17 protein-coding genes, 1 tRNA gene and 1 other annotated feature are annotated in these 23,263 nt (G+C 56.9%); of the genes, 6 read left to right on the forward strand and 12 right to left on the reverse strand.

Annotation, left to right across the window (positions count from 1 at the left end):
* The first annotated feature begins 14 nt into the window (after positions 1-14).
* Positions 15-238, forward strand: a binding site (T-box leader).
* Between the two features lie 51 nt (positions 239-289).
* The 3 genes from F1381_RS19795 to F1381_RS19805 all read left to right on the forward strand — a co-directional run bounded on the left by F1381_RS19795 (position 290) and on the right by F1381_RS19805 (position 5,441).
* Positions 290-2,155 carry an arginine--tRNA ligase gene (locus tag F1381_RS19795; RefSeq protein ID WP_151736576.1) on the forward strand — a complete coding sequence of 622 codons (1,866 nt, stop codon included), beginning with the start codon at positions 290-292 and terminating at the stop codon, positions 2,153-2,155.
* 119 nt (positions 2,156-2,274) lie between these two features.
* Positions 2,275-4,437: a peptidase G2 autoproteolytic cleavage domain-containing protein gene (locus F1381_RS19800; RefSeq protein ID WP_151736577.1), complete on the forward strand. Its 2,163-nt coding sequence runs from the start codon at positions 2,275-2,277 to the stop codon at positions 4,435-4,437.
* A 782-nt stretch (positions 4,438-5,219) separates the two neighbouring features.
* Positions 5,220-5,441: a tyrosine-protein phosphatase gene (locus tag F1381_RS19805; RefSeq protein ID WP_246188111.1), complete on the forward strand. Its 222-nt coding sequence runs from the start codon at positions 5,220-5,222 to the stop codon at positions 5,439-5,441.
* A gap of 257 nt (positions 5,442-5,698) precedes the next feature.
* Here the strand turns inward: F1381_RS19805 and F1381_RS19810 are convergent.
* A tRNA-Arg gene (locus F1381_RS19810) sits at positions 5,699-5,772 on the reverse strand.
* A 246-nt stretch (positions 5,773-6,018) separates the two neighbouring features.
* Positions 6,019-6,375 carry a hypothetical protein gene (locus tag F1381_RS19815; RefSeq protein ID WP_151736578.1) on the reverse strand — a complete coding sequence of 119 codons (357 nt, stop codon included), beginning with the start codon at positions 6,373-6,375 and terminating at the stop codon, positions 6,019-6,021.
* A 144-nt stretch (positions 6,376-6,519) separates the two neighbouring features.
* Between F1381_RS19815 and asnB the strand changes: the two genes are divergently transcribed.
* Positions 6,520-8,364 (forward strand): asparagine synthase (glutamine-hydrolyzing), encoded by a 1,845-nt coding sequence (asnB, locus tag F1381_RS19820; RefSeq protein ID WP_151736579.1) that lies wholly within the window; start codon positions 6,520-6,522, stop codon positions 8,362-8,364.
* Between the two features lie 150 nt (positions 8,365-8,514).
* Positions 8,515-9,342 carry a CPBP family intramembrane glutamic endopeptidase gene (locus F1381_RS19825; protein WP_151736580.1) on the forward strand — a complete coding sequence of 276 codons (828 nt, stop codon included), beginning with the start codon at positions 8,515-8,517 and terminating at the stop codon, positions 9,340-9,342.
* Positions 9,343-9,438: 96 nt separating this feature from the next.
* Here the strand turns inward: F1381_RS19825 and F1381_RS19830 are convergent, their stop codons facing one another.
* From F1381_RS19830 to F1381_RS19845, 4 genes are all read right to left on the reverse strand, one after another.
* Positions 9,439-10,275 (reverse strand): aldo/keto reductase, encoded by an 837-nt coding sequence (locus F1381_RS19830; RefSeq protein WP_151736581.1) that lies wholly within the window; start codon positions 10,273-10,275, stop codon positions 9,439-9,441.
* Between the two features lie 151 nt (positions 10,276-10,426).
* Complete coding sequence (locus F1381_RS19835) at positions 10,427-10,882, reverse strand: cupin domain-containing protein (protein ID WP_151736582.1); 456 nt, start codon at positions 10,880-10,882, stop codon at positions 10,427-10,429.
* 64 nt (positions 10,883-10,946) lie between these two features.
* Positions 10,947-11,888, reverse strand: a complete 942-nt coding sequence (locus tag F1381_RS19840) for an SPFH domain-containing protein (protein WP_151736583.1) — start codon at positions 11,886-11,888, stop codon at positions 10,947-10,949.
* On the reverse strand, positions 11,888-12,283 hold the full coding sequence (locus F1381_RS19845) for an NfeD family protein (protein WP_246188112.1): 396 nt from the start codon (positions 12,281-12,283) through the stop codon (positions 11,888-11,890). Before F1381_RS19845 ends, F1381_RS19840 begins: the two co-directional genes overlap by 1 nt.
* Before the next feature lie 341 nt (positions 12,284-12,624).
* Here F1381_RS19845 and F1381_RS19850 point away from each other — a divergent pair, with 341 nt between their 5' ends.
* Positions 12,625-13,647, forward strand: coding sequence for an ABC transporter substrate-binding protein (locus tag F1381_RS19850; protein WP_151736585.1), 1,023 nt, complete (start codon positions 12,625-12,627; stop codon positions 13,645-13,647).
* Between the two features lie 113 nt (positions 13,648-13,760).
* On the opposite strand, the gene F1381_RS19855 is transcribed toward F1381_RS19850, so the two are convergent.
* The 6 genes from F1381_RS19855 to F1381_RS19880 form a co-directional block, all read right to left on the reverse strand.
* Positions 13,761-16,250 carry a glycosyl hydrolase family 18 protein gene (locus F1381_RS19855; protein WP_187355467.1) on the reverse strand — a complete coding sequence of 830 codons (2,490 nt, stop codon included), beginning with the start codon at positions 16,248-16,250 and terminating at the stop codon, positions 13,761-13,763.
* Positions 16,251-16,380: 130 nt separating this feature from the next.
* A complete protein-coding gene (locus F1381_RS19860) occupies positions 16,381-18,315 on the reverse strand; it encodes a glycosyl hydrolase family 18 protein (protein ID WP_151736587.1) in 1,935 nt (644 codons plus the stop codon).
* Positions 18,316-19,140: 825 nt separating this feature from the next.
* A complete protein-coding gene (locus F1381_RS19865; protein WP_151736588.1) occupies positions 19,141-20,730 on the reverse strand; it encodes an FAD-dependent oxidoreductase in 1,590 nt (529 codons plus the stop codon).
* The gene (locus F1381_RS19870) at positions 20,727-21,656 is read right to left on the reverse strand and encodes an ROK family protein (protein WP_151736589.1); all 930 of its coding nucleotides are present in this window, start codon (positions 21,654-21,656) and stop codon (positions 20,727-20,729) included. The genes F1381_RS19865 and F1381_RS19870 overlap by 4 nt, the downstream gene beginning before the upstream one ends.
* 74 nt (positions 21,657-21,730) lie before the next feature.
* Positions 21,731-22,558, reverse strand: a complete 828-nt coding sequence (locus tag F1381_RS19875) for a MurR/RpiR family transcriptional regulator (protein WP_151736590.1) — start codon at positions 22,556-22,558, stop codon at positions 21,731-21,733.
* Positions 22,536-23,234, reverse strand: coding sequence for an N-acetylmannosamine-6-phosphate 2-epimerase (locus F1381_RS19880; RefSeq protein WP_187355471.1), 699 nt, complete (start codon positions 23,232-23,234; stop codon positions 22,536-22,538). The genes F1381_RS19875 and F1381_RS19880 overlap by 23 nt, the downstream gene beginning before the upstream one ends.
* Positions 23,235-23,263 lie beyond the last annotated feature (29 nt).

Here is a 23,263-nt window from a genome sequence, read left to right on the forward strand (position 1 = left end):
TAAAAAATCCATTTCAAGCATCCATGAACGGGAGAGTAATGTTCCTGAAGCCTAGTCTCCAGCGAGCCGGAAGAGTGAAAGCCGGTACAGGTTAGGACCATGAAGCGCACCCGGGAGATGGACTTCTGAACCTGCCAGTAGGAAGTCCCGGTCAACGACCGTTATATCCGTCAAAGCGGCCGGACTGTTTCCGGCAACGAGAGTGGTACCGCGAGCGCATCTGGCCCTCGTCTCTTTAGGGAGACGGGGGCCTTTTTGTCTTTTGTATATCTAAAAGGAGGTCTTTTCCGTGATAAGCCAGCTTATAACTTCCGCATTGCAGCAAAGCATCAAGCAGGTATTCCTAAATTCAGGAGAGAATGCCGTTATTTCGCCGACTGTCACCCTGGAACAGCCCGCAAACCCCGAATTTGGGGACTATTCCAGCAACATTGCCATGCAGCTTGCCAAAGCTCTCCGCAAAGCGCCCATGGCCATCGCAGAGTTGATTGTAGCGGAGTTCCGCAAGCAGGAAACTGTGGGCAAGCTGCTGGACCGGATGGACATTGCGGCTCCCGGTTTCATCAATATGTATGTGAACTGGCCGGAGTGGGCTGCAAGTACCTTTGAAATACCGCAGCATTCCGGAACAAAGGTGCTCGTCGAACACACAAGTGTTAACCCGAATAAGTCCATGCATATCGGGCACCTGCGGAATTCCTGCATCGGCGATACGCTGGTCAGAATCCTCCGCAGAACCGGCCACGAGGTGGAAGTACACAATTATGTGGATGATCTCGGCAATCAGCTGGCAGATACGGTGGTAGGATTGCTCCATGTTCCACTTGCAGGGAAGCATACAAGGTTTGGGGATTTCTGCTGGGATATCTATGCCGGGGTCAACAAGCGGTACGCCAGCGAGCCGGAATCTGTTCACCAGCGGACGGAGGTGCTCCACGATCTCGAGCAGGGAGGCAATAATACAGCCTGGCTCGGTCAGCTGGTCGCTGAGCGGATTGTCCGGGAGCATGTAGATGAGATGCGCAGCTTCGACATTGAATATGATTTGCTCGTCTGGGAGAGCAGCATTGTGAGAGAAGGGTTTTGGGAGGCGGCTTTCGGGCTGCTGAAGCAGACGGCGGGTTTTGTTCAGGTGCAGGAAGGCAAGCTGGCCGGCTGCTGGATTCTGAAGCATACGGCGGACGATACGTTAGGCGAGGGCCCGGAGGAGCATTCGAAAGACAAGGTGCTGGTGCGCTCGAACGGCATTTTGACCTACACCGCCAAGGATATTGCTTACCATCTGTGGAAATTCGGACTGCTGAACAAAGACTTCGCCTACAGCGAATTTCAGGCCGGATTATGGACAACGGGAGTTTCCGGTGAGAGTAGGTCTTACGGGCGTGCGCAAAAAGTAATTAACGTCATCGACTACAGACAGGAGTACCCGCAGGCCGTGGTCAAGCAGGCTCTGGAGTCGCTGGGATTTCAGGAGCAGGCAGACCAGCTTCATCATGTCAGCTATGGCGTAGTTTCGCTTAGCCCGGCTTCCGCCGGGAGGCTTGGTATGGATACTTCGGACGGAAAAAGCTCTTATGCCATGTCGGGCCGCCAGGGCGTCGGCATCAAGGTGACGGAACTGGTCTCGCTGATGGAGAAGACCATCGAATCCACCCGTTCCGACAAAACCGGGCTGTCCAGCAAGCAGATCGCCATCGCCGCCATCCGTTATTACCTGCTGCGGTTTAACCTGGGGACCGAGGTTATTTTTGACTTCGACCAGGCTACGGAGATTTCCGGCAATACCGGTGTCTATCTTATGTATACGTACGCGCGCGCAGGCAGCGTGCTAGGCAAATCCGGCCGCACAGCCGATGAGCTGACAGGTCCTGTCCCTTTCCCGGAGCGGCCCCAGCCGGCCGAGCTTGCGCTGCTGAGACAGCTTAGCGTCTGGCAGGATACCCTGCTAGCCGCCAGCCGCACTCTAACGCCGAACACGCTTTGCAATTATGCCCACACGCTGGCTTCGCTGTACAATAATTTTTACTCGGCATGTCCGATTCTGAAAGGGGAGCCTGCGGCGATCACTTTCCGCCTTTGGCTGACAGGCAGATTCCGCGCGACATTGGGTGAAGCGCTGGAGGTGCTCGGGCTGCCGCAGCCGGAGCGGATGTAGGATAAGGGTAATAGTCGAGGGGCTATTTTGCATTGCTGGTAGTCTATAATCTCTTACGGGTCTGAAATCTATGCATACACTGCTAATGTTCTTGTATCCATAGAAAAGGAGTTGTTAACATGCCAAATGCATGCAATACAAATGCTTACGGACCATGTTCAACCGCGGAGGGAAATTCAACGGCGGCTACAGGCAGCGCTACCCATGCGGAAGGATTCCAGACTCAGGCAGCAGCTGACGCCTCACACACCGAAGGAACACTGACCATTACGCGCGGCTTCGCCTCCCATGTGGAGGGACTCTCTAACCAAGCTAACGGCGCCGCTTCCCACTCCGAAGGCTCCGGAACCTCTTCCATCGGCCCCTCCTCCCATGCCGAAGGAAGTTCAACGGCCGCTTCGGGCAGCGCCTCCCATGCCGAAGGGTTCCAGACTCAAGCGGCTGCGGACACCTCCCATGCCGAAGGAACGCTGACGATTGTCCGGGGCCCTGCCGCCCATGCCGAAGGTTTGCAGACCCAGGCCAATGGAACCGCGTCACATTCCGAGGGTTACAGCACTTCCGCAAATGCCGATGCCGCTCACGCCGAAGGAAGCACCACCGCCGCTTCGGGCAGCGCCTCCCATGCTGAGGGGTTCCAGACGCAGGCGACCGATGATGCAGCCCATGCCGAGGGCAGCAAGACCATTGCTTCGGCGGAGGCAGCCCATGCCGAAGGGATTTTGACGCGTGCCATCGGCTTGGCCGCCCACGCAGAGGGCTATAACACAACGGCGAATGCCGCCGGAGCCCATGCGGAAGGAATTTCTACAGTGGCCAGCAATGAAGGGGCTCACGCAGAGGGCTTCTCCACGACTGCAAGCGGACTCCGCTCCCATGCCGAAGGGCATCAGACCATGGCCAGCGGATTATACTCCCATGCGGAAGGCAACAACACCGTTGCTGCAGCACAGTCCGTCCATGCCGAAGGATTCTTTACGCGTGCCAGCGTTTTGGCGGCCCATGCGGAGGGCTCCAGTACTGTAGCGAATGCCCTTGCAGCCCATGCCGAAGGAATCTCAACTGTAGCCAGCAATGAAGGGGCTCATGCGGAAGGCTATTTCACAACGGCAAGCGGACTCCACTCCCATGCCGAAGGGCATCAGACCGTTGCCAGCGGCATAGATTCCCATGCGGAAGGAGACAATTCGATTGCCAGTGGAGAAGAGTCACATGCCGAAGGAACCTCATCGACCGCCAGCGGACGCTCTTCACATGCCGAAGGAACCTCATCGACCGCCAGCGGACGCTCTTCGCATGCCGAAGGAATCCTAACTATCGCCGGCGGAGAATCTTCCCATGCTGAAGGCATCGCATCCATTGCGAGCGGCCCGGCCGCCCACGCAGAGGGGGAAGTGACTACGGCCAGCGGAAACTTCGCCCATGCCGAAGGTAGCAACAGTACAGCCAGCGGAGCCGTCTCCCATGCGGAAGGGCTTAGCACCATTGCCGGAGGTTTCGCCTCGCATTCGGAAGGCGTAAACACCAGCATTATCAGCGATTTCGGTCATGCCGAAGGAGTCAATACCACTGTAATTAACAACGGCGCCCACATTATGGGCCAGAATGGAGCGACACGCTTTCCCTTCTCCTGGCATTTGGCGAATGGGCTGAACGTCGGCCCCACCTTAAACGCAGCAGTTATTCAAGGCTCGACCGGAAACCTGTTCCTGGATGGCGCCGTGCTGTCCCCTGCGATGGCGGATTATGCGGAAATGTTCGAGACCACGGACGGCAACCCGATCGAACCAGGATATTTTGTCACCTTTGATGGCGAAAAAGATACCATCCGTGTAGCGACTGCGGACGATGATTATATTATTGGAGTGGTGAGCGCCGCGCCGGCGATGATTGCTGATGCGAGCGATTTGCGCTGGCATGATCTTTTTGTGAAGGATGAGTGGGGCCGGATTCAATATCATGAAGTGACCGTTGCGGAAAAAAGAAATGCGCAGGGGCAGTTGCTGCAGCCTGGATATACCAATGTTGAGCCTGTACTGAATCCCGCCTGGGACTCTTCTGCTGTGTATATTCCACGTTTGGAAAGACCGGAATGGGTCGCGGTAGGCATCGTCGGCAAACTGCTGGTGCGCGATGATGGAACATGCAGACCGGGCGGATACTGCAGCCCGAACGCTGAGGGAATTGCAACAGCCTCAGCCGAAGGCTTCCGGGTCATGAAGCGTACAGGCAATAATCAAGTCCGGATTTTTGTGAATCATGCTTGGAGCAAGAACCGCTAGAGCTGTATCCCACTCTACTTATCCCCGCACGCCAGACAGCCTTCCCGAAGGAAGGCTGTATTTACGTCCAGAGGGCCGGAATACAGGGTATGGTCACGGACTCCCTAAGCTTCCATCTGTATCTCCCCTTAGTCTGTCCGGGCGCATTGCAGTGCTGGCCGGGCAGTCACTTTATGCCCTTTGTTACCGCCTGAGCCGCCTCACTGAACGAAGCCCATCTCCACTACCATTTGGTCCGGCGATACGGGCTGATCTTGTCCTCCATAAATCTGGATGTAGAAATTCTGGCCATCTAAAGAGACTTCCTTCATTAGCATCAGGTATTTGCCTGTGTCAATCACTGTGTATTCCTGATCTTTATAGATCTTTATAGGTCTCTACATGTCTGTCCAGACCGGGGTCCACCAAGTCGATGGGAGTCCGGCTGATTTGAATAAACACCCGCTGGCATCCGCAGAGGCAAAAGAGTATTCCCCGACAGCCGGTGGCAGTACCAACTAAGAAACAGCCTTTTCTGCCCGGGTGATCTCTTGAAAATGCTCTGTTAAACCGGACGAGATAAAGTTGCTTTCGCCATAACCCGTGAGCTTAAACTCCCAGTATACATTAATAGTAACTTATTACCAATCAATTGAAATCAGCGCGATTGTCTTCGCCCTAATCTGTAAGGTGCAGCGATAAATAACATTCCGTTTACGTAATAATGATTTTACTTTAACAAAGACCTTCTATACTTACTCCTTGGGAAAAAGCATTTACCTACTAGGAGGGTCACTACTCATATGTTGTACAAAAAAGCCACTATCGATGCGCTTAAGACACAGGTGAAGGATGAAAATGTCGTGGCAGCCGTTACCGCGATGATGGGCGTCCAAAAAGAATTCCTGCAAGCAGCCATCGATGAAATGAAGGCAAAATACGGATCGATTGACGGCTTCCTCGAAAAAGGTCTCGGGATCACCAAACAGGAACGCGCTAAGCTGAAGGCGATGTATACGGAATAATAGCAGAAACAAGCAGAGCAGCGACTCTCCCGTTATTGGGGGGATCGCTGCTCTGCGTTTTGGATCCTATCAACTTGTCTAAGCATATGGCTTTCCCGGCGTGGAGAATCTATTGCTTAAAGCCTGGACTACCTCGCTTGCCAACAGCCCTCCGGGCTGATTGCGATGCCCTTCCTCACGATGCCTATGCTCCAACGAACCTCCGGGGCTTCTCTCCCCGTACGCAAAACAGCCTTCCCGAAGGAAGGCTGTCTTTACGTCCCAGAAGGGATTCGAACCCCCGACCGTGCGCTTAGAAGGCGCATGCTCTATCCGGCTGAGCTACTGGGACAAGGTGAGAATGGAACGTTTGTTAAGACATATGTATTAATGCAACGCTATTTATTATACCGTATTCAGCAAATTTTTCAAGGATGATATGTAAAAAAATCTATGGGTACCGTCAGGTCATCGTACTTGCTCCCGGTACGCCCTCTTGTGCCGCAGCGTCTGCCTGCCGCCCCGGCGGCGGCCGAAACAACGCCCAAGCGCCGCTGTCTCAACCCTCCGCCGCCGGATGATCTGCCGTGGACAGCACTCAGGGATAAGCCGTGAAATGGCGTTCCAGCTCTTTTTTCAAATTGCCGAACATCAGGAGCTCGCGCTGGAACTTGGAGCGTTCGTCCTCCGGTGTCATAATGTCGCTGCCGGTAAACGCGCTGAAGGTCACATCCTCAAACGCGGTGTGCAGATTGTTGTCAAACCAGTCGGTTTCGAGCGAAGCATCATTCGTCAGAATGCGCACAATCTCAAAACCGTCCTCGCGCCGGTCCTCCACAATATAGACGAGCAGCGCCGAATCGCCCACCGCTCCGGGCAGCACTCCCACTTCTGCACAAGGTGCACCGTCATACTCGGTCATCCGGCGGATTTTGGCATCTTTAATGTAATACACCTCATCATCCCTCCTTGAGCAAATTTTCCTCTACCCTAGTGTTCGGATAAGGACATACATTTTATCCCTTCCTTCGGCATATATCTGTATTACTTGGCAAAAAAGAAAGGACAACAATCGCACCAAAAGAGAGGATGAACCATCATGTGCGGAATAACCGGATTTATCCAGTGGCGCGGCGACCTTACACAGCACTCGCAGCTGCTTGTGAAAATGACTGAAACCCTGCAAAACCGCGGACCGGATGCGACCGGAACCTGGATCTCAGGCCCCTGCGCTTTCGGCCACCGCCGGCTCAGTGTCATTGACCCCGAAAACGGCGCACAGCCCATGATCGCCCGCCATGACGACCATGTATACGCGATTGTTTATAACGGAGAATTGTATAACGCCCCGGAGCTGAAAACCGAGCTGAAGCAGCGGGGACACCACTTTACAACCGAGTGCGATACGGAAGTCCTGCTCCATGCTTATATGGAGTGGGGGCCGGACTGCACAGAGAAGCTGAACGGCATCTTTGCCTTTGCCGTCTGGGACGGCCGGCAGGAACAGGTTTTTCTGGCCCGTGACCGTCTGGGCGTCAAGCCGCTGTTCTACAGCCGGGTGGATGACTTATTTATCTTCGGCTCGGAGCCGAAGGCCCTGCTGCAGCATCCCAAAGTACAGCCGAAGGTAGGACCTGAAGGGCTGGCGGAAATCTTCATCATCGGTCCGGCCCGCACTCCGGGACAGGGCGTATACAAAGATATATTCGAGCTTCGTCCCGGTCATGCCATGATTTACAGCCGGGAGGGCATCCACAGCTATGCTTACTGGGAACTGGAGAGCTACGACCACACCGACAATGTGGAGCAGACGGCGGCCCGGGTGCGTGAATTGCTGCAGGACACCTTGGAGCGCCAGCTGGTGTCCGACGTTCCGGTCTGCTCGCTGCTGTCCGGCGGGCTGGATTCCAGCGCACTGACTGCGCTTGCCGTTAATTACTATAACCGGACCGGCCAGGGCCGGGTCGATACGTACTCGGTCGATTATGTCGACAACGACAAGCATTTCAAAAGCCATTCCTTCCAGCCCGGCGCCGACGGCCCCTGGATCAAGCGGATGGTGGATGAGCTGAATACCAACCATCACTATGTCGCTTTTGATACGCCGGAGCTGGTGGCTGCCCTAGACAATGCGCTCTACTCCCGCGATTTGCCGGGGATGACCGATGTGGATTCCTCCCTCTATTTATTCTGCCGGGAGATCAAGAAAAATGCGACGGTGGCTATTTCCGGGGAAGCCGCCGATGAAATCTTCGGCGGGTATCCCTGGTTCCACCGGGAAGAGGCGCTGTCCTCCGGCACCTTCCCCTGGTCGGTCGCTCCCAAGATGCGCGCCGGCCTGCTGTCGCCGGAAGTGCAGGAATGGATCCGTCCGCTGGAGTACCTCGGGGACCGGTACAGCGACGCCGTGGCTGAGGTGCCGAAGCTGGCCGGCGAGACCGGCAAGCAGGCGCAGATGCGTGTAATGTCTTATCTCAATATCACCCGTTTCATGCCGACGCTGCTGGACCGCAAGGACCGGATGAGCATGGGCGTCGGGCTTGAAGTACGCGTGCCGTACTGCGACCACCGTCTGGTGCAGTATGTGTTCAACATTCCATGGGAGATCAAAACAACGGGCGACCGCGAAAAGGGCATTCTGCGCAAAGCGCTTGAAGGCATTCTTCCGGATGATGTGCTCTACCGCAAGAAGAGCCCTTACCCCAAGACGCATAACCCGGCCTATCTGAATGCCGTACGTTCACAGATGCTAGGCATTCTGGATGACGCTTCATCCCCCATCCTGCAGCTGATCGACGCCGCCAAAATCCGCGAAATTGCCGCCAGCCCCGAATCCTCCAGCAATCTGCCCTGGTTCGGCCAGCTGATGTCCGGTCCGCAGTTGTTCGCCTATCTGGCGCAAGTGGATTTGTGGCTGCGCAAGTATAATGTGTCCATCGGGTAAGAACGATACAGCTATCAGTTGATTACGGCCCGCTACTGCTGATATTTTGTGCCGGAACCGCCATTTCCGTGATGTTTGCCGCATCAAAGGGCAGCCGCTTCCTTTACAACTAGAGTGTATGATTATTCTATTGTGCGAAGGAGTTCTGCCATGCCTGCCCGCCAAAAAGCAAACCCTGCCGCCCTCCAGAGCCTTGCCCCATTTCTGAGCGTCACGTTTGGCGTCACCTGGCTCTGCTGGCTGCCGCTGTTGCTGAACCGTCAGTTCACCGCCGGACTTCCGGTGCTGCCCGGGCAGTTCTACCTGGGTTCGTTCGGACCGCTGCTAGGCACATTAGCCAGTGTACAAATGAGCGGCCGGCAGGGTGTGCGGCAATGGGCCAAACGCGCGTTTTCGCCGGCTTTTCCGCTGAAATGGCTGCTCCTATCGGCCGGTCTTCCGCTGGCCTACGGTGCGGTGGCGGCAGCGGTACACACCTTAATAACCGGCAGTCCGCCGGATCTGAATAAGTTCGGCCTGACATCCGATTTGCCCGCGGGCTTCAATGTATGGATGACTTCAGTGGTGTGGATATTTACCTTTGGCCTTGGAGAAGAGAGCGGCTGGCGCGGCTATCTGCTGCCTGAGCTGCATAAACGTTATTCTCTGTCCGCCTCCGCTTTGCTCGTAGCCGGCGTATGGATGCTGTGGCATCTGCCCGCCTTCTGGTTCAATGAAAGCTACATGGGGATGGGATTCGGCGTCGTCGGCTGGGCCATCAGTATTTCCTACGGCTCCGTGGTGCTGGCCTGGATCTGCGCCGGCAGCCGCTGGAGCCTTATACCGGTCATTATCTGGCATGCCATCTTCGATTTGCTGACCGCCAGCGACCAGGCCGCCGAAGTGATGGCCATGGTCTGCAGCATTCTCGTTATTGTCCACGGCATCCTGCTGATGCGAACCCTTAGCCGTCGGAGCAGTCGGCCTCCGCAGGAATAACTGCCGTGCCCGACTCGCGATTCGCTTACGCCTGCAGGCACAGCCAAACAAAAACAGCAAGCCCGCTCTCAGGGCTTGCTGTTTACGCATTAAGGCTTAGAAATTAAAATTGTCCGGGTCCGGTCCGAAGCGGTGATTGCGGTTCAGGTCCTCGATCGCCTTCACATCCTCGTCACTCAGTGTGAAGTCGAAGAAGCCGGCGTTCTCCTTGATCCGTTCTGCGCGTACAGACTTCGGAATTGTAACGACGCCCTGCTGCAGATCCCAGCGCAGCACGATTTGTGCCGGTGTGCGGCCGTATTTCTGCGCCAGCTCCTGAATCAGCGGCACATCCAGGTTGCCGTGCATCAGCGGGCTCCAGGCTTCGAGCTGGATGTCATGCTGGCGGGCGAACTTCAGCAGCTCACGCTGGGTAAGCAGCGGATGGAACTCGACTTGATTAACTGCAGGCACGACGCCAGTGTCATCCATAATGTCCTGCAGGTGATGCGGCTGGAAGTTGCTGACGCCGATGGACTTGACCAGCCCTTCCTTCTGCAGGTGGACGAGCGCCTTCCACGATTCCCGGTACTTGCCGGCAACCGGCCAGTGGATCAGGTAGAGATCAATTACGTCCAGGCCCAGCTTCTTCCGGCTGACCTCGAACGCTTGAAGCGCGGATTCATAGCCCTGGTCCGCATTCCACAGCTTGGTCGTGATGAACAGCTCCTCGCGCGGCACGCCGCATTCCCGAACGGCTTGTCCCACGCCTTCTTCATTATGGTATCCCGCCGCCGTATCGATGCTGCGGTAGCCGATCTCGACCGCCGCCTTGATGGCGTTCACCACCTCCGCGCCTTCTTTAGCCTGCCATACGCCAAGTCCGAGCCAAGGCATAGTGGCGCCGTCGTTCAGTGTCGGTCCTCCGGTAAATGGTCCGTTAAATTCCGTCATGGTTTACCTCCAAGCCAAATAGTATTTGTCGACATTCTTCCATAACCGCAAAAACGGCGCTGTAATCAGTTCCGTTACCCAGTATAGCAGAACATTTCCGGCAGACCAAAACGGCCCCGTCTTCCGCGAATGGAAGACGGGGCCGCCCCTCTTACTCTTCAATTAATTTGAAGTCGTCGAAGCGGAACTCCGGGGAGACAATGCAGGAGACCAGCACCGGCTCGTCGCCGAGCGGCCGTGCCGCCTGCCATACGCCTGAAGGAACGACGGCCTGAGGCCGCTGTCCGGCGGCAATGTCCGGGCCGAGGATCACCTCGGTCACATTCTCCGGCTGCTCGCCGCTGCCGCCGAAGCTAAGCGCAATCGGACTGCCGGAATGCCACAGCCAGATCTCATCGGATAGCACGGTGTGCCAGGCGGATTCCTCGCCCGGATGCAGCAGGAAATAAATCGAGGAGGCCGAGGCCCGGGAGCCGGAATAGCGGCTGCCCAGTGTTTCCTGCGGAATTTCAAAGGATGAAGCCCATAATCTCTTGTACCATCCGCCCTCGACATGCGGCTCCAGGCCCAGCAATTCGACAAGCGGAGAAATTGGTTTCTGCGTCATTCGATCTTCTCCTTTAAACGTGTTGCCTTTACTTTAAAGGAAGCGGACGCAATTGTAAATGTGATCAGGACTGCTTGCCCGCCTTGCCGTCCTTGAACACCTCGGAGATGGCGCCGAGGCTGCCGAGCGCTTCGACGGCGCTGGACGGCAGGAACACCTTGTTGGCCGGGCCCTTCGCGATATCGGTCAACGCTTCAAAGGACTGGTAGGCAAGCACCCGCTCATCCAGGCCTGCACTCGCGATAAGCGCGATCCGGGACTGCTCCGCTTCGGCCACGGCCTGAATGGCCTTGGCCTGACCGAGCGCTTCCAGCTCCTGCGCCTGCCGCAGACCTTCCGCCTGACGGATCCGCGCTTCCTTATCCCCTTCGGCCTTCAGAATCTTGCTCTGCTTATCCCCTTCGGCGCGCAGGATCATATCCTGCTTGGCGGCTTCCGCCTCAAGCACGATCGCACGCTTGCTGCGCTCGGCCTTCATCTGCTTATCCATCGCTTCCTGGATATCGAGCGGCGGCTTGATGTCGATGACTTCCACACGTTCGATGCGCACGCCCCACTTCTCGGTCGCTTCATCCAGGGCGAGCCGGATATCGGCGGAGATTTTTTCCCGGCCGGACAGGGTTTCATCCAGCTCCAGCTTACCGATAATCTGACGCATGGTGGCCGTCGAAATATTGCGGACCCCGTACACATAATCGGAAATACCGTAGGTTGCCTGTTCCGGACCCACTACCTGGTAGAAGATAATCGTGTCGATCTGTACCTGCACGTTATCCTTGGTAATGACCGTCTGCGGCGGCACATTGGCCTGCTGAATCCGTAGATCATGATACGTCCGCACCTGGTCGATTACCGGAATCAGGACATTCAGACCCGGCGTCAGCAGCCGGTGGAATTTACCGAGACGTTCCACGACACCAACCCGCTGCTGCGGTACGATCTTGATGGTAAGCGCAATAAATACGACAACAACAGCAACTATAATCCCTACAATGGCCCATTGCATCAGTAACCATCCCCCCATCTTTCCACTTCAATAATGGTATTGCCCCTGCGGATCACCATAACCGCTTCATCCTTGCCCAGCGCCTGCACCGAAGTAGCGCTCCAGGTATCTCCGCCAACCTTCACCTGCCCGTACCGCCCGGGAACGATCGGTTCCACGACAATGCCCTGCCTGCCGACAATCTCGACACCGGTATCATGGAATCCCCGCGTTCCGCGCAGCTTAGCCGCAAGCGGCTTCGTAAACACGGTAAGCACCAGTGCAGCTACAGAACCGACAGCAACCTGCAGTATAATCGCTTCCGGAAAAAGAAATGAAATGAGTGCGGCCGCCACACAACCGATACACAGCCACAGCAGATAAAAAGTAAGCGCAAACATTTCGACTACTAACAAGATCCCCGCTGCGATCAACCAAAGAATCCAACCTTCCAAGGTGAACCCACCACCTTTCGCTATATACTCTTTATAACGAACGAACGGCACCATGCGTTGCAACTTTTTCTTGGAAGCCGTTTTTCCCCGGTATAGCCATTATATTGCATCCTATGGGAGCTTATGAAGCCCCGAACGGTATTTTTCAGCAAAAATTCCACACAATTTCCACAAAGACAACCTGCTAATTACGAGTACTCCATTGTTTTTAGTGTGATAATGAGACTATGATCAACAAAACTGGATATATTTGTACATCAGAGCTTAAAGATCATACATTGCGGAAGGAGTGAACATAGTTTATGAGTCATGTTGAAGCAGTACAGAGTACGGTTCCGGCAGGAGAGCTGCATTTTCTGGGGAACACCATCTGCGCGTTGCGCGATGTATTTCGCATTTCGTTCGAGGAATGGACCCGGGAGTATGAGGCCCGGGGAGGCCGGCGGCTGAGCAGCTATCTTCCGGAAAAATGCAGCGGCGGCGCTTATGCGGAGGTATGGCAGGCCGGGCACATTAATGCATTTCCAGCAGCCGTAACCGGCTTCGGGCTGGGGAGTTTTTTTCACAAGCCGTTTATGGATACGCTGGTTTCTGCAGGGCATTTCAAATCCGTTCCGCTGCGCGAGACCCCATATTTCGAGGCCGGCCAGTTCCGGGACCCGCAGGATGCGTTTACGGTCTACGGCGTGTATCCGTATGTGCTGATGATCGATCACCGTCATCTGGGCGGGCTCCCAGTACCCTGCAGCTGGAGCGATCTGCTCCGTCCGGAATACAAGGACCAAATCATCGCCGTCGGCTCCTCAAGCAAAATATCGGAGCTGCTGCTGTTGACGCTTTACAAGCAATCCGGCGAGGACGGGATTATCCGGCTGGCGGATAACGTGAAGGACGGCTGGCATGGCCGGGTGATGGTGAAGACGGTGGAGTCTGCGGAGTTAAATCCGGAGGGTGCCGCAATCTATGTGATCCCCTGGCTGTTCGCACAGGCCTGCAAGGAGCTGGAGCATGTAACGGTTATTTGGCCGGAGGACGGGGCGCTGGTCAATCCGCTGCTGCTGCTGGCACAGAAAGACAGGCTGCAGGAAATTCAGCCGGTTACGGATTTTGTTACCGGTAAAAGCTTGGCACAGCAGGCAACGGAACGTCATTTCGTCATGCTTCATCCGGAAGTGGACCCGGGCTTGCCCGCAGGTGCGGGCTTCAACTGGCTGGGCTGGGATTTCATCCGCAGCCATGACCTGGAGGCACTGAAAGACAAGGTGCAGGAAGTATTCCAGAGCCACTGGAAATATGCCGGACTGAAAAACAGCGGAGGCTGTTAACGCCGCCGTGAACGCAGCGGGCAGGTGCGCAGCAGCAGGCCAAGCGCCCGGGTGCATAAAACAAGCTTGCAGACTTCAGGCGCTGCCTGTTCTGCAAGCTTTTGTTTATGTTGCTACTGCAGCTTCCACAGCGCAGGCGCTGCGGCCGGCTCCCAGCCGGCCAGCGAGGTATGGGCCTGCTGGCAAATATACCGCTGGCCGCCGTACGAGACGATGTCGCCGGCCTTATAGGCTACGCCCGCAGCCCACGCCGCGGCTCCCGCCGTCGGTGACGGACTGGCGGTCGGAGCTACAGTGGCGGTCGGCGTTGAGGTCGGTGCAGCCGTTGGCGATGGCGTCACGGCCGCAGTCGGTGCCGGTGTCACGGCCGTAGTCGGCGCAGCCGTAACGCCCGGCGTTGCCGTGGCCGTTCCGCCGCACGGCCCGATCACCTTCCACGGGCCATAAGCGCCGCTCTGGTCAGGACGGTCGCCCTGGGTCCACCATTTGGCCTCGTAAATAATGCCGCCATAGGAGGCCTGCTGGCCTTGGGTGTAAACGGCCGTAGCGCTCCAGGCAGCTACGCTGCACTGTCCGGGTGTGGGCGTTGGCACGGGAGTCGCGGTTGGCGTGGCCGAAGGCTTGACGGTCGGCGATACTGTGGGCGTGGCCGTTGGTGTTGGAGTTGCTGTCGGCTTGGCCGTTGCCGTAGGCGTTGCGCTCGGCGTAGGCGTTGGCGTGGAAGTAGGCTTTACCGTAGGCGTTACTGTCGCCGTTGGTGTAGCCGTGGCACCCGGTGTCGGGGTCGGCGTTGTCCCGCCATACAGCCTATCGTACTCGCTCCGCGAGGAGCTGCCGTTCAGGGTAATCCGCTGCGGACCGCCGGAGAAGCTGAGCTTCATCATCCCTTGCAGCTCCAGAGCTCCTCTATCCGCAATGCTTTGCGATGCAGTGCCTGTTATCCGGTAGCGGTTGAAATCCCAGGCCGAGGCGATTTGCTCCACGGCCCCCGCTCCCCATACCGAGGTTAAGGCCGTCGTGGTCGGCAGATCGAACTCCAGCTTCCAGCCGCCGGGGATTGCCGCCCCGGTGCTATTGGAGATTTTGAGTGTATAGGTGTAATTCGGATGATCGTAGCTGCCGCTGAAAGCGACGTCGAAATCGGCCGGAGCCGGCAGCTGCGGCCCCACCGGACCGCCGGGAGGCGAAGCCGACTTCAGCTGCTCGTAGGCATAAGTGGTCAGCGAGCTGCCATAGGTGTACGTGCCGTCCGCCTGCAGCGAGTAGTCACCGGTAAGCTCCCAGAACATCATGCCGCCGAGCCCTTTTTCCTTAATATAAGCCAGTTTGTAGCCGAGCGACTCCTGGTCCTCGTAGGTCAGGAACACCTTTTGGGCCGCGTTGTAGAGGTAGGGCGTCTTGGTCACCGGATCGAAATACCGCTGATTGGCCGGATTCTTCAGCAAATTCAGGATATGCCAGATCGGATTAGCCCCGGCAGGCTGCTCCGGCGCAGGATCGTTCCAGATGCCGAAATCTCCGTCCGCCCCTCCGCCTGTAGTTGCCGCCGAACCGTAAAGCCCCGTGTTATTGACCCCGCCGTTCACATTCTTCCAGCCGCGCGAGTAATACGGAACCCCGATAACAATCTTCTCGGGCGGCAGGGTGCCCAGGTAATACCGGACAGCCCAATCCGTATTCAGCACCGGCGTGCCGAGCGCCGCAGTCTCTGTATCTCTGGCATCGGGATAGAGCGCGGAATGCGGGCCGACATAGCCGTTCCAGGCACCGTGGAAATCGTAGGTCATCAGGTTCGCCCAATCGAGGTAACGGTTCGCTTCACCCAGCTTCATTCCTCCGAGGATCCATGAGGAGGCTGTGGCGGCGACGGTCAAATCATACTTCTGGTTATCCTGCGCACCGGCCAGATCCAGCTTCTCCCGCAGCTTCTTCAGCAGTAGCACGTAGTTGTCGTAGTTCACTCCGCGCAACGGCTCCGCCGCTGCAAAATCGTTCGGGTTGCCGGATTGGGCCGTCCCCGAAGGGTACTCCCAGTCAATGTCGACACCGTTGAACTGGTAGGTGCGCAGGAAGCTCACCACGCTGTTCGCGAACGTCTCACGGCCGGCTTCGGTGCTTGCCATGGTATAGAACCCGCCCGAAGCGGACCAGCCGCCGACCGAGATCAGCGTACGTACATCCGGATACAGCCGCTTGTATTTGACGAGCTGGTTGAAATGCCCCTTGAACGGTACATCGGCCAGCTGGCCGGGATAATCCTTTTCGATGGCTGCGGTCCGGTCCAGGAAATCAATCTGATTCTGGGCGTTCACCTTGGCAAAAGCATAATTAATGTGGGTAATTTGGCCCCACGGGATTTTGTCCACGGTGTAGTAACCTTTGTTAGCCTGATCGCCCCATTCGGGAAAATAGGCAATGATCTTGCGCGGATGATCGGCAGCCGGTGCAGGCGCTTCAGGCGCAGTCCCGGCGGCAAAAGCTTGCTCCTCCGTTCGGCCCGGCCAAGCCGCATAAACCGGCAGCAGCAGCAGGACAGCCAGGGCAGCAGCGAGGAAGCGGGCAGTCCGGGGCCGCCTGGCATGGTTGGGCTTCTTTATGGACATGAACATCGTTCTCCTTCCATTGAATTATTCCAGGGTATGAACGCTCCGCAAGGTGCAGGTCACTCCGGCAAAGAGAACCTGCAAGCTCCTGCGGAGCGCGGGCCTTATATCAAATGGACCGTGATATCAGTTACTGCAGCTTCCACAGCGCCGGTGTGGTTGCCGGCTCCCAGCCGGCCAGCGAGGTATGGGCCTGCTGGCAGAAATACCGCTGGCCGCCGTACGAGACGATATCGCCGGCTTTATAGGCTACGCCCGCTGCCCAGGCCGCGGCGCCCGCCGTCGGTGACGGGCTGGCGGTCGGAGCTACGGTCGCCGTCGGCGTTGGGGTCGGCGCAGTGGTCGGCGACGGCGTCACAGTGGCACTGGGCGCAGGTGTGGCCGTGCCGCCGCACGGCCCGATCACCTTCCACGGGCCGTAGGCGCCGCTCTGGTCGGGACGGTCGCCCTGCGTCCACCACTTGGCCTCGTAGATCATGCCGCCGTAGGAGGCCTGCTGGCCTTGGGTGTAGACTGCGGCCGCGCTCCAGGCCGCTACGGTACACTGGCCCGGCGTCGGCGTAGCCGTCGCTGAAGGTGTCGGTGTGACCGTTGGCGTAGCGGTGGCGGTCGGCTTGACCGTGGCCGTTGGCGTTGCACTCGGTGTGGCGGTCGGCGTCGGGGTAGCCGTTGGCGTTGCTGTTGCTGTTGGCGTAGGCGTAACCACAACCACTCCGCCGCCCAGATCGGCAAACAGTTTATTAGTCAACGTCTTATTCCGGTCGCCGCTGGTCTCCCAGAACATCGCCCCGGCCAGCCCCTTGGATTTCAGATAGCTGGTCTTGTAGCCCAGGGATTCCACATCATCGTAGCTGATAAAGGTCTGATTCGACGGATTATACAAGTAAGGAACCTTAGCGGTGTTGTTCCAGTAGCGGGTATAGCCGTTTTTGTTGATATAGTTGGCTTCAAGATCAGAGAAATCATAATTGCCCTTCTCCCAGGTGCCGGTGGAGGAAATACCGGCGGATACCTGGTATTGGCCGTTCCCGGTGCTTGGAGCCCCGCCCCAGCCGCGCCCGTAGAACGGAACGCCCAGCACCAGCTTGCTTGCCGGAACACCGTTTGACAAATAAGTTGTGACCGCCTTATCGATATTGTAATTGGCCGGGTCGGTCAAGCCCGAGGAAGCCGCAGCCGGATCGTAATAGAGCGGTGCATTGTGCCCGGTGGTCGTATTCCAGCTGCCGTTGAAGTCATAGGTCATAATATTAATCCAGTCGACAACGGAAGCGATGCCGGCAAGGTTGTTGTTCTGCACGAACGCCGGACCGGCGCCGGAGGCGATGGTCAGGAGATACGTTTTACCGTCGGCCGTACCGGCGGCGTTCAGCTTTTCCCGGATTTTTTGCAGAAGGAGGACGTAATTCTGTTTATCTTCGGGCCGGTAACTGTTGCCCGCCAGGCCGCCGCTTACCGGATACTCCCAGTCCAGATCCACGCCGTCCATCTTGTATTTACGGATGAAATCGACCGCCGAATTGGCGAACACCTCACGCGTCTGCGCGGATGCCGCCACATCCGAGAAACGGTTCGACCAGGTCCAGCCGCCGACGGAGATGATGGTTTTTAAATCGGGATTCCGCTCCTTGAGCTTCCAAAGCTGCTTCAGATTGCCTTTGATCGGATCATCCCATTTGTCATCGCCGAAGCTCTTCTGCGCATCGATCCAGGGATCGCCCAGCACAATCGTTCCGTTCGGCACGCTGATCGCCTGGCCTTGCTCGTTCTGACAGGTCCAGGTCACCGGATTCGGTCCGGTCGGGTCGGGGTTGCCGTGGATGCCATTCCAGCAAATATCGGCAAAAGCATAATTGATCACATTCAGCTTGGTCGGGTCAATATCGCTGACATTAAAAGCCCGTCCATATGCGGCCCACGAGGCGTAGTATCCTACCAGCTTATAATTGGTTGCCGCGTTGACGGTCTTGGCGCCTGGGCCCAGCGCAGGAATGAGCGTAATCAGCAGTGCAGCAACCAGTCCGAGCAATAACGGTTTGCGGTTTTTTTTGGCAAAAGGCCTCATTTCGGTATCTACCTCCTAAGGTTCAATGGATCGCACGGCTTTGCTGTTCTTAAGACCAGCGCCCACCTCCTGTACCGGATTCGCCTTCACTCTGTAATCTATGAAATTGGGTGTTGGTAGAATTGGAGTTACAATTAGCACAACGGGCATGCGCAAACAACACTCCGGTGCTAAAGGTAGCAGAGTATACAAGTACGGGCCTGGATTAAATGCTGCTGCAATAGGTCAATACCGCTTAAAGGTGTGTGGGAGGGGTTCGTGTCCTTGTAGGGTAGGCATGGAAGGGATAGAATTGAAGGCAACTCTATTCTCATACAAATTGAGCCAATATTCTAGGGGGAAATTTCCATTTTATAGGGATATTATTATCTGATTTCTAATTCCAAGAGGGATGACTCTTCGTCATGGGCAATCCATCTCAATCGTTTACAGCAAATAGTTCGATTACCGCACACTAATATTGCCTTTTTTACGGATCTCAGCAATCTAAGTCGATTATCTCCACATAATTTGGCCGGTATTAGTGCAAGGCATGAATTTCACCCATATTAAGTGGCGATTTTCCAACTAGATTCGCGAACTTTCCCATGCAGATGAAAATTAAGTAGCGATTTTCCAACTAATGATGTGTGAACTTGTGCTGGCTTTCCTCAACATCTATAGCTTCCCAAACAAAGAGGACCGTGCCGCCGCACGGTCCTTCCTGCTTCGATTCGGCTTACCGGCTTCGCCGCCCGGCTCTCAGCCGGCAGCCGCAGCGCTGCCCCCCGGCGGCTGTAACTCCGCATCGGTGGCAGATGCTCCGCTCCGGAGGCGAAGCTTCCGTTACACCTGCCCCAGCTCCGCCTCGGTCCAATGGAGCTGGACGCCATGATCGATCAGCAGCTGCTGATAAGCCTGGCGATGCCCGGCCGCCGCATGAACCTCACGCGGCAGAATATTGTTGGCAATGGCATAGCTGGCCAGAAGCCCGGCGGATTCACCAATATTCCACTCCGTAGGATGAAGGCGGTAGCAGCCGTTGGCAATCTGGGTCATCGAAATATTTTTGCATGCCGGAAGCAGATTGGTTACGCGGACAGGAATCAATGAACCGAGCGGAATTTCATACGGATGATTCGGGATGTAGAAGGTGCGCTGGGATACGGTCGTAGGATGAAGATCCAGATGATAGCTGCCGACGCCGACACTGTCCTCATAGCGCAGAGGTCCCGCTTCGCCGCGCAGTTCCTTGCTCACATCCTGCTCGGTCACTGTGTAAAGCCCGCGGATTCTTCTCGCTTCGCGGATATAGGGAGACTTCGCCAGCCCGTCCTCTGTTCCCAGTACATCGCCTCTCAGCCGGACCCCCGGATACCCCTTTCCGCCATCCAGCCGGGGCGCCTCGGTCTGAAGCCAGTAGACAAGCGACAAGGTCAGCTGCCGGGCTCCCCGCAAATGCTGCTCCCGTTCCTCCGGAGATACTCCGATCAGTGGACCGGCATAATAATCGTTCAAGGCCCAGTTCAGCAGAGTGACTTCACCCGCGTTCAGCGGCAGGCTCCAGATCGCAGGATCGACAATCCTCCGGTAATCCCAAAGCGATACGATCCCTTCATTGTTCGGGAACATCGTGAACTGCTTCAGCTTGCTTGTATCCTCTGCATCCGATGCGTACCAGCTGAGTATGGGATACAGCGAGAAGGACGGCACATATTGACGCCAATAGTCATAGTCCGCAGGGCGTTCTATCGTAAAATCACCGTCCGGCAAATAATCTACGGCAGCCACATGCGTAATCGACTGCATGTCGAGCGGGTCCGCTTCCTCCAGCGCATGCGGTTCGCCTGTTTCCTGCCGGGATTCGGCGCCGCTTCTGTACTCCACTCCGGCCATTGGCAGCAGATCCCCGCATTCAGTGGCATCCAGGTAATAACGCCCCGACAGCTTGATTTCGGTGCCCTTCAGCGTATGTAGTACAGTTACCGCAGTGACCTCATCCCCCGACGTTTCGGCATGAACAGGAACCGTATGATAGAGCACTTCGATACGCCCGGTGTTCACATAAGGAGCCAGCATTTCATGAAGCACGCTGAGGGCAACCTTTGGCTCATGGGCCAGACGGCTGACCCAGCCGTTCCCGGGATTCAGCAGCGGATCCTGCTTCGCCGACTCCGTCAGCGGATAGTTCCGTCTGTAATATTCCCGCACCCTGGTGCGGAATTCCCGGTAAGAGGCCGTGCTGCCCGAGCTCTCAATCCAGCGGTGCTCATCCGGCGGAACGGCTTGCACGGTCAGCTGTCCCCCGAGCCAATCCGTCTCCTCGGTCAGAATGACGCGCATCCCCGCTTTGGCGGCGGAGAGAGCCGCCGCCGTCCCTCCCAGTCCGCCGCCGACAATGATTACATCACTTTCTTTAACTCGTCCGGTTGTCATGCCGTATCCTCCTGTTCATAGCTTTCCGCTTGCCGCCGCAGGCCATCCAGCGCCAGCTTGGCCGCTCCGAAGCAGCCCGCCCGGTTGCCGAGCTCCGCCGCCGCAACCATAGGGTAAACCCCTTCGCCCTGCAGCCCATTCTTCAGCAGCTTCCACCACACGTCCCGGTCATGAATAACCCCGCCGCCAATCACAATAAGCTCGGGATCGAGTGTGACGGCAATATTATCAAGGACAACCGCCAAGTCAGTTGTGTAGTCGTTAAGAACCCGCAGGGCGCCCGGCTCTCCCCGTCTCGCTTCCGCCATAATTTCCGAACCGTGTGTATACGTCCGGCCCGTCAGCTCTTGCCCGAGCCGCAGCAGCGCCGAGCCTGAGACATATTGTTCGGCACAGCCCCTTCGGCCGCAGTTGCAGGGCCGTCCGCCGGGGAACAGAATACTGTGCCCGAAATCTCCGCCGCTCCAGCGCTTTCCCCTGCTGAGCACACCTTCAATCATGAACGCGCCCCCGACTCCGGTACCCAGCGTGAGCATGGCCAGGCTCCGCCGTCCGCGGCCGGCCCCCTGCCAGGCTTCTCCAAGGAGAGCGGCGTTGGCATCGTTATCGGCAGCTGCAGGCAGTGCAAAAGTCGCCTCCGCCCAGCCGGCAAGCTGGACTCCCTGCCATCCGGGCAGATTATCTGTAGCGTATACCACTTCACCGCTGCCCGTATTCACTCTGCCGGCTGAAGCTATGCCGATGGCTTCAGCCGGACAGGCCTCCAACAGCTCTCTGATGACAGTGTACAGCTTGCCGAGGATCGCTTCTCTTCCCTGGCGGGCCTCCGTGACACTCCCCGCTTCAGCCCATACATTGCCCATCTCGTCGAGCACCAGACCTTTAATGGCCGTCCCGCCGATATCTACCCCGATGACCCGTCTCATTCACTCACTCCTCCCAATGGCCCTGTGTTCTGAGATCAAGAGCCTCTGCTATAGACCAAGGCTGCGGTACATCCCTAATAGATACGGTCGATGACAGCCCTGGCCGTCCGTTCCTTCATTCTCTTCGTTTCGTCCGTATGCCTGCGCTCCAATCCCTCGCAGATCAGGTCGATAATGAACAGCTGGGAAATCTTCGCACCGATTGATCCGCCTTCCAGGGGCGACTCTTTACCGGCAGTAAGCAGGACGATATCGGCGATGGACGCAATAGGCGACTTCGCGTAATTGGTCATGGCAATAATCAGAGCACCGTTCTGCTTCGCTTTCATTAACATATCATTGGTATCCAGCGTGCTTCCGGAAACACTGATGCCGAAGGCAATATCTCCTTCGCCCATCGTTACGGCCATCATCGACTGGATATGACTGTCTGCGATGGCTTCAACACGCCGCCCGATCCGCAGGAAGCGGTTCTTCGCATCCAGTGCCGTAATCGCCGATGAGCCTACGCCAAAAAACTGCACATGGCGGGCCACATCAATCCGGCTGACAGCCTCCTCAAGCTGGCTCCGGTCCAGCATGCTCAGACTGGACTGAAGAACGTCAACCATGGACTCGTACAGATGCGTCGGGTAATCACCGTCTCTGTCTTCACGGCCGGACAAGGCTTGCTGCTTCGGCAACCCCTGGGCAAGCATCAGCTTGAAGTCCTGGTAGCCCTTGAACCCGATTTTGCGGCAAAAGCGCATCACTGTGGTTTCGCCTGTACCGGCGAAATCCGCAAGCTCAGTCACCGAGAAGTAAATAATATTATCCGGGTGCTCCAGCACACAACGGGCCACCTTCTGCTCCGATTTGGTCATGGAAGGATAATATGTGTTAATCCGATCCGTCATTTCCATTGCTAACAGCCACCTCTCTAATTGCTGCCATAAACCGCCCGGTAATTAATTGGGGCCTGGTGATGGCCGAGCCCACCACTACCCCGAAGGCACCGAGCTCAAGCGCCTGCCGGACCTGGGCGGGTTCAGTGATCCTGCCCTCGGCAATAACCGGAATGGACAAGCGCTCCACTGCACTTCGCAGCAGCCCGAAGTCCGGCCCTTCCCGCTGCAGGGAATACGGTGTATAGCCCGAGAGGGTTGTTGAGACGCAGTCCGCTCCCAAGGATTCGGCCAGCAGAGCCTCCTCCAGAATTGAAATATCCGCCATCGAAGGCGTGCCGCTCTCTTTCAGAAAGGCGGCAATCTGCTCCACCGTGCTGTCTCCCGGCCGTTTCTGGCTTGTAGCATCAAAAGCAATCATATCCGCTCCCGCTTCCAGCAGCTCGTCAATTTCTTTCAGCGTCGGCGTAATATACACAGGCGAACCGGGGTAATCCCGCTTCACAATACCGATAACCGGCAGCGATACGGTGCTCTTGATGGCCCGGATGTCCGCAGCACCGTTGGCCCGGATGCCCGCAGCCCCTCCTTCTTCGGCGGCGGCCGCCATACGCGCCATAATACCGGCACCGTGCAGCGGTTCACCCGGAAGTGCCTGACAGGATACGATAAGTCCACGACGCAGCTTCTGCATGATCGGATTCAGGGTCCCCACCCTCTCTC

It is taken from the genome of Paenibacillus tengchongensis (assembly GCF_008973665.1).
GTDB classification, from domain to species: Bacteria; Bacillota; Bacilli; order Paenibacillales; family Paenibacillaceae; genus Paenibacillus_AQ; species Paenibacillus_AQ tengchongensis.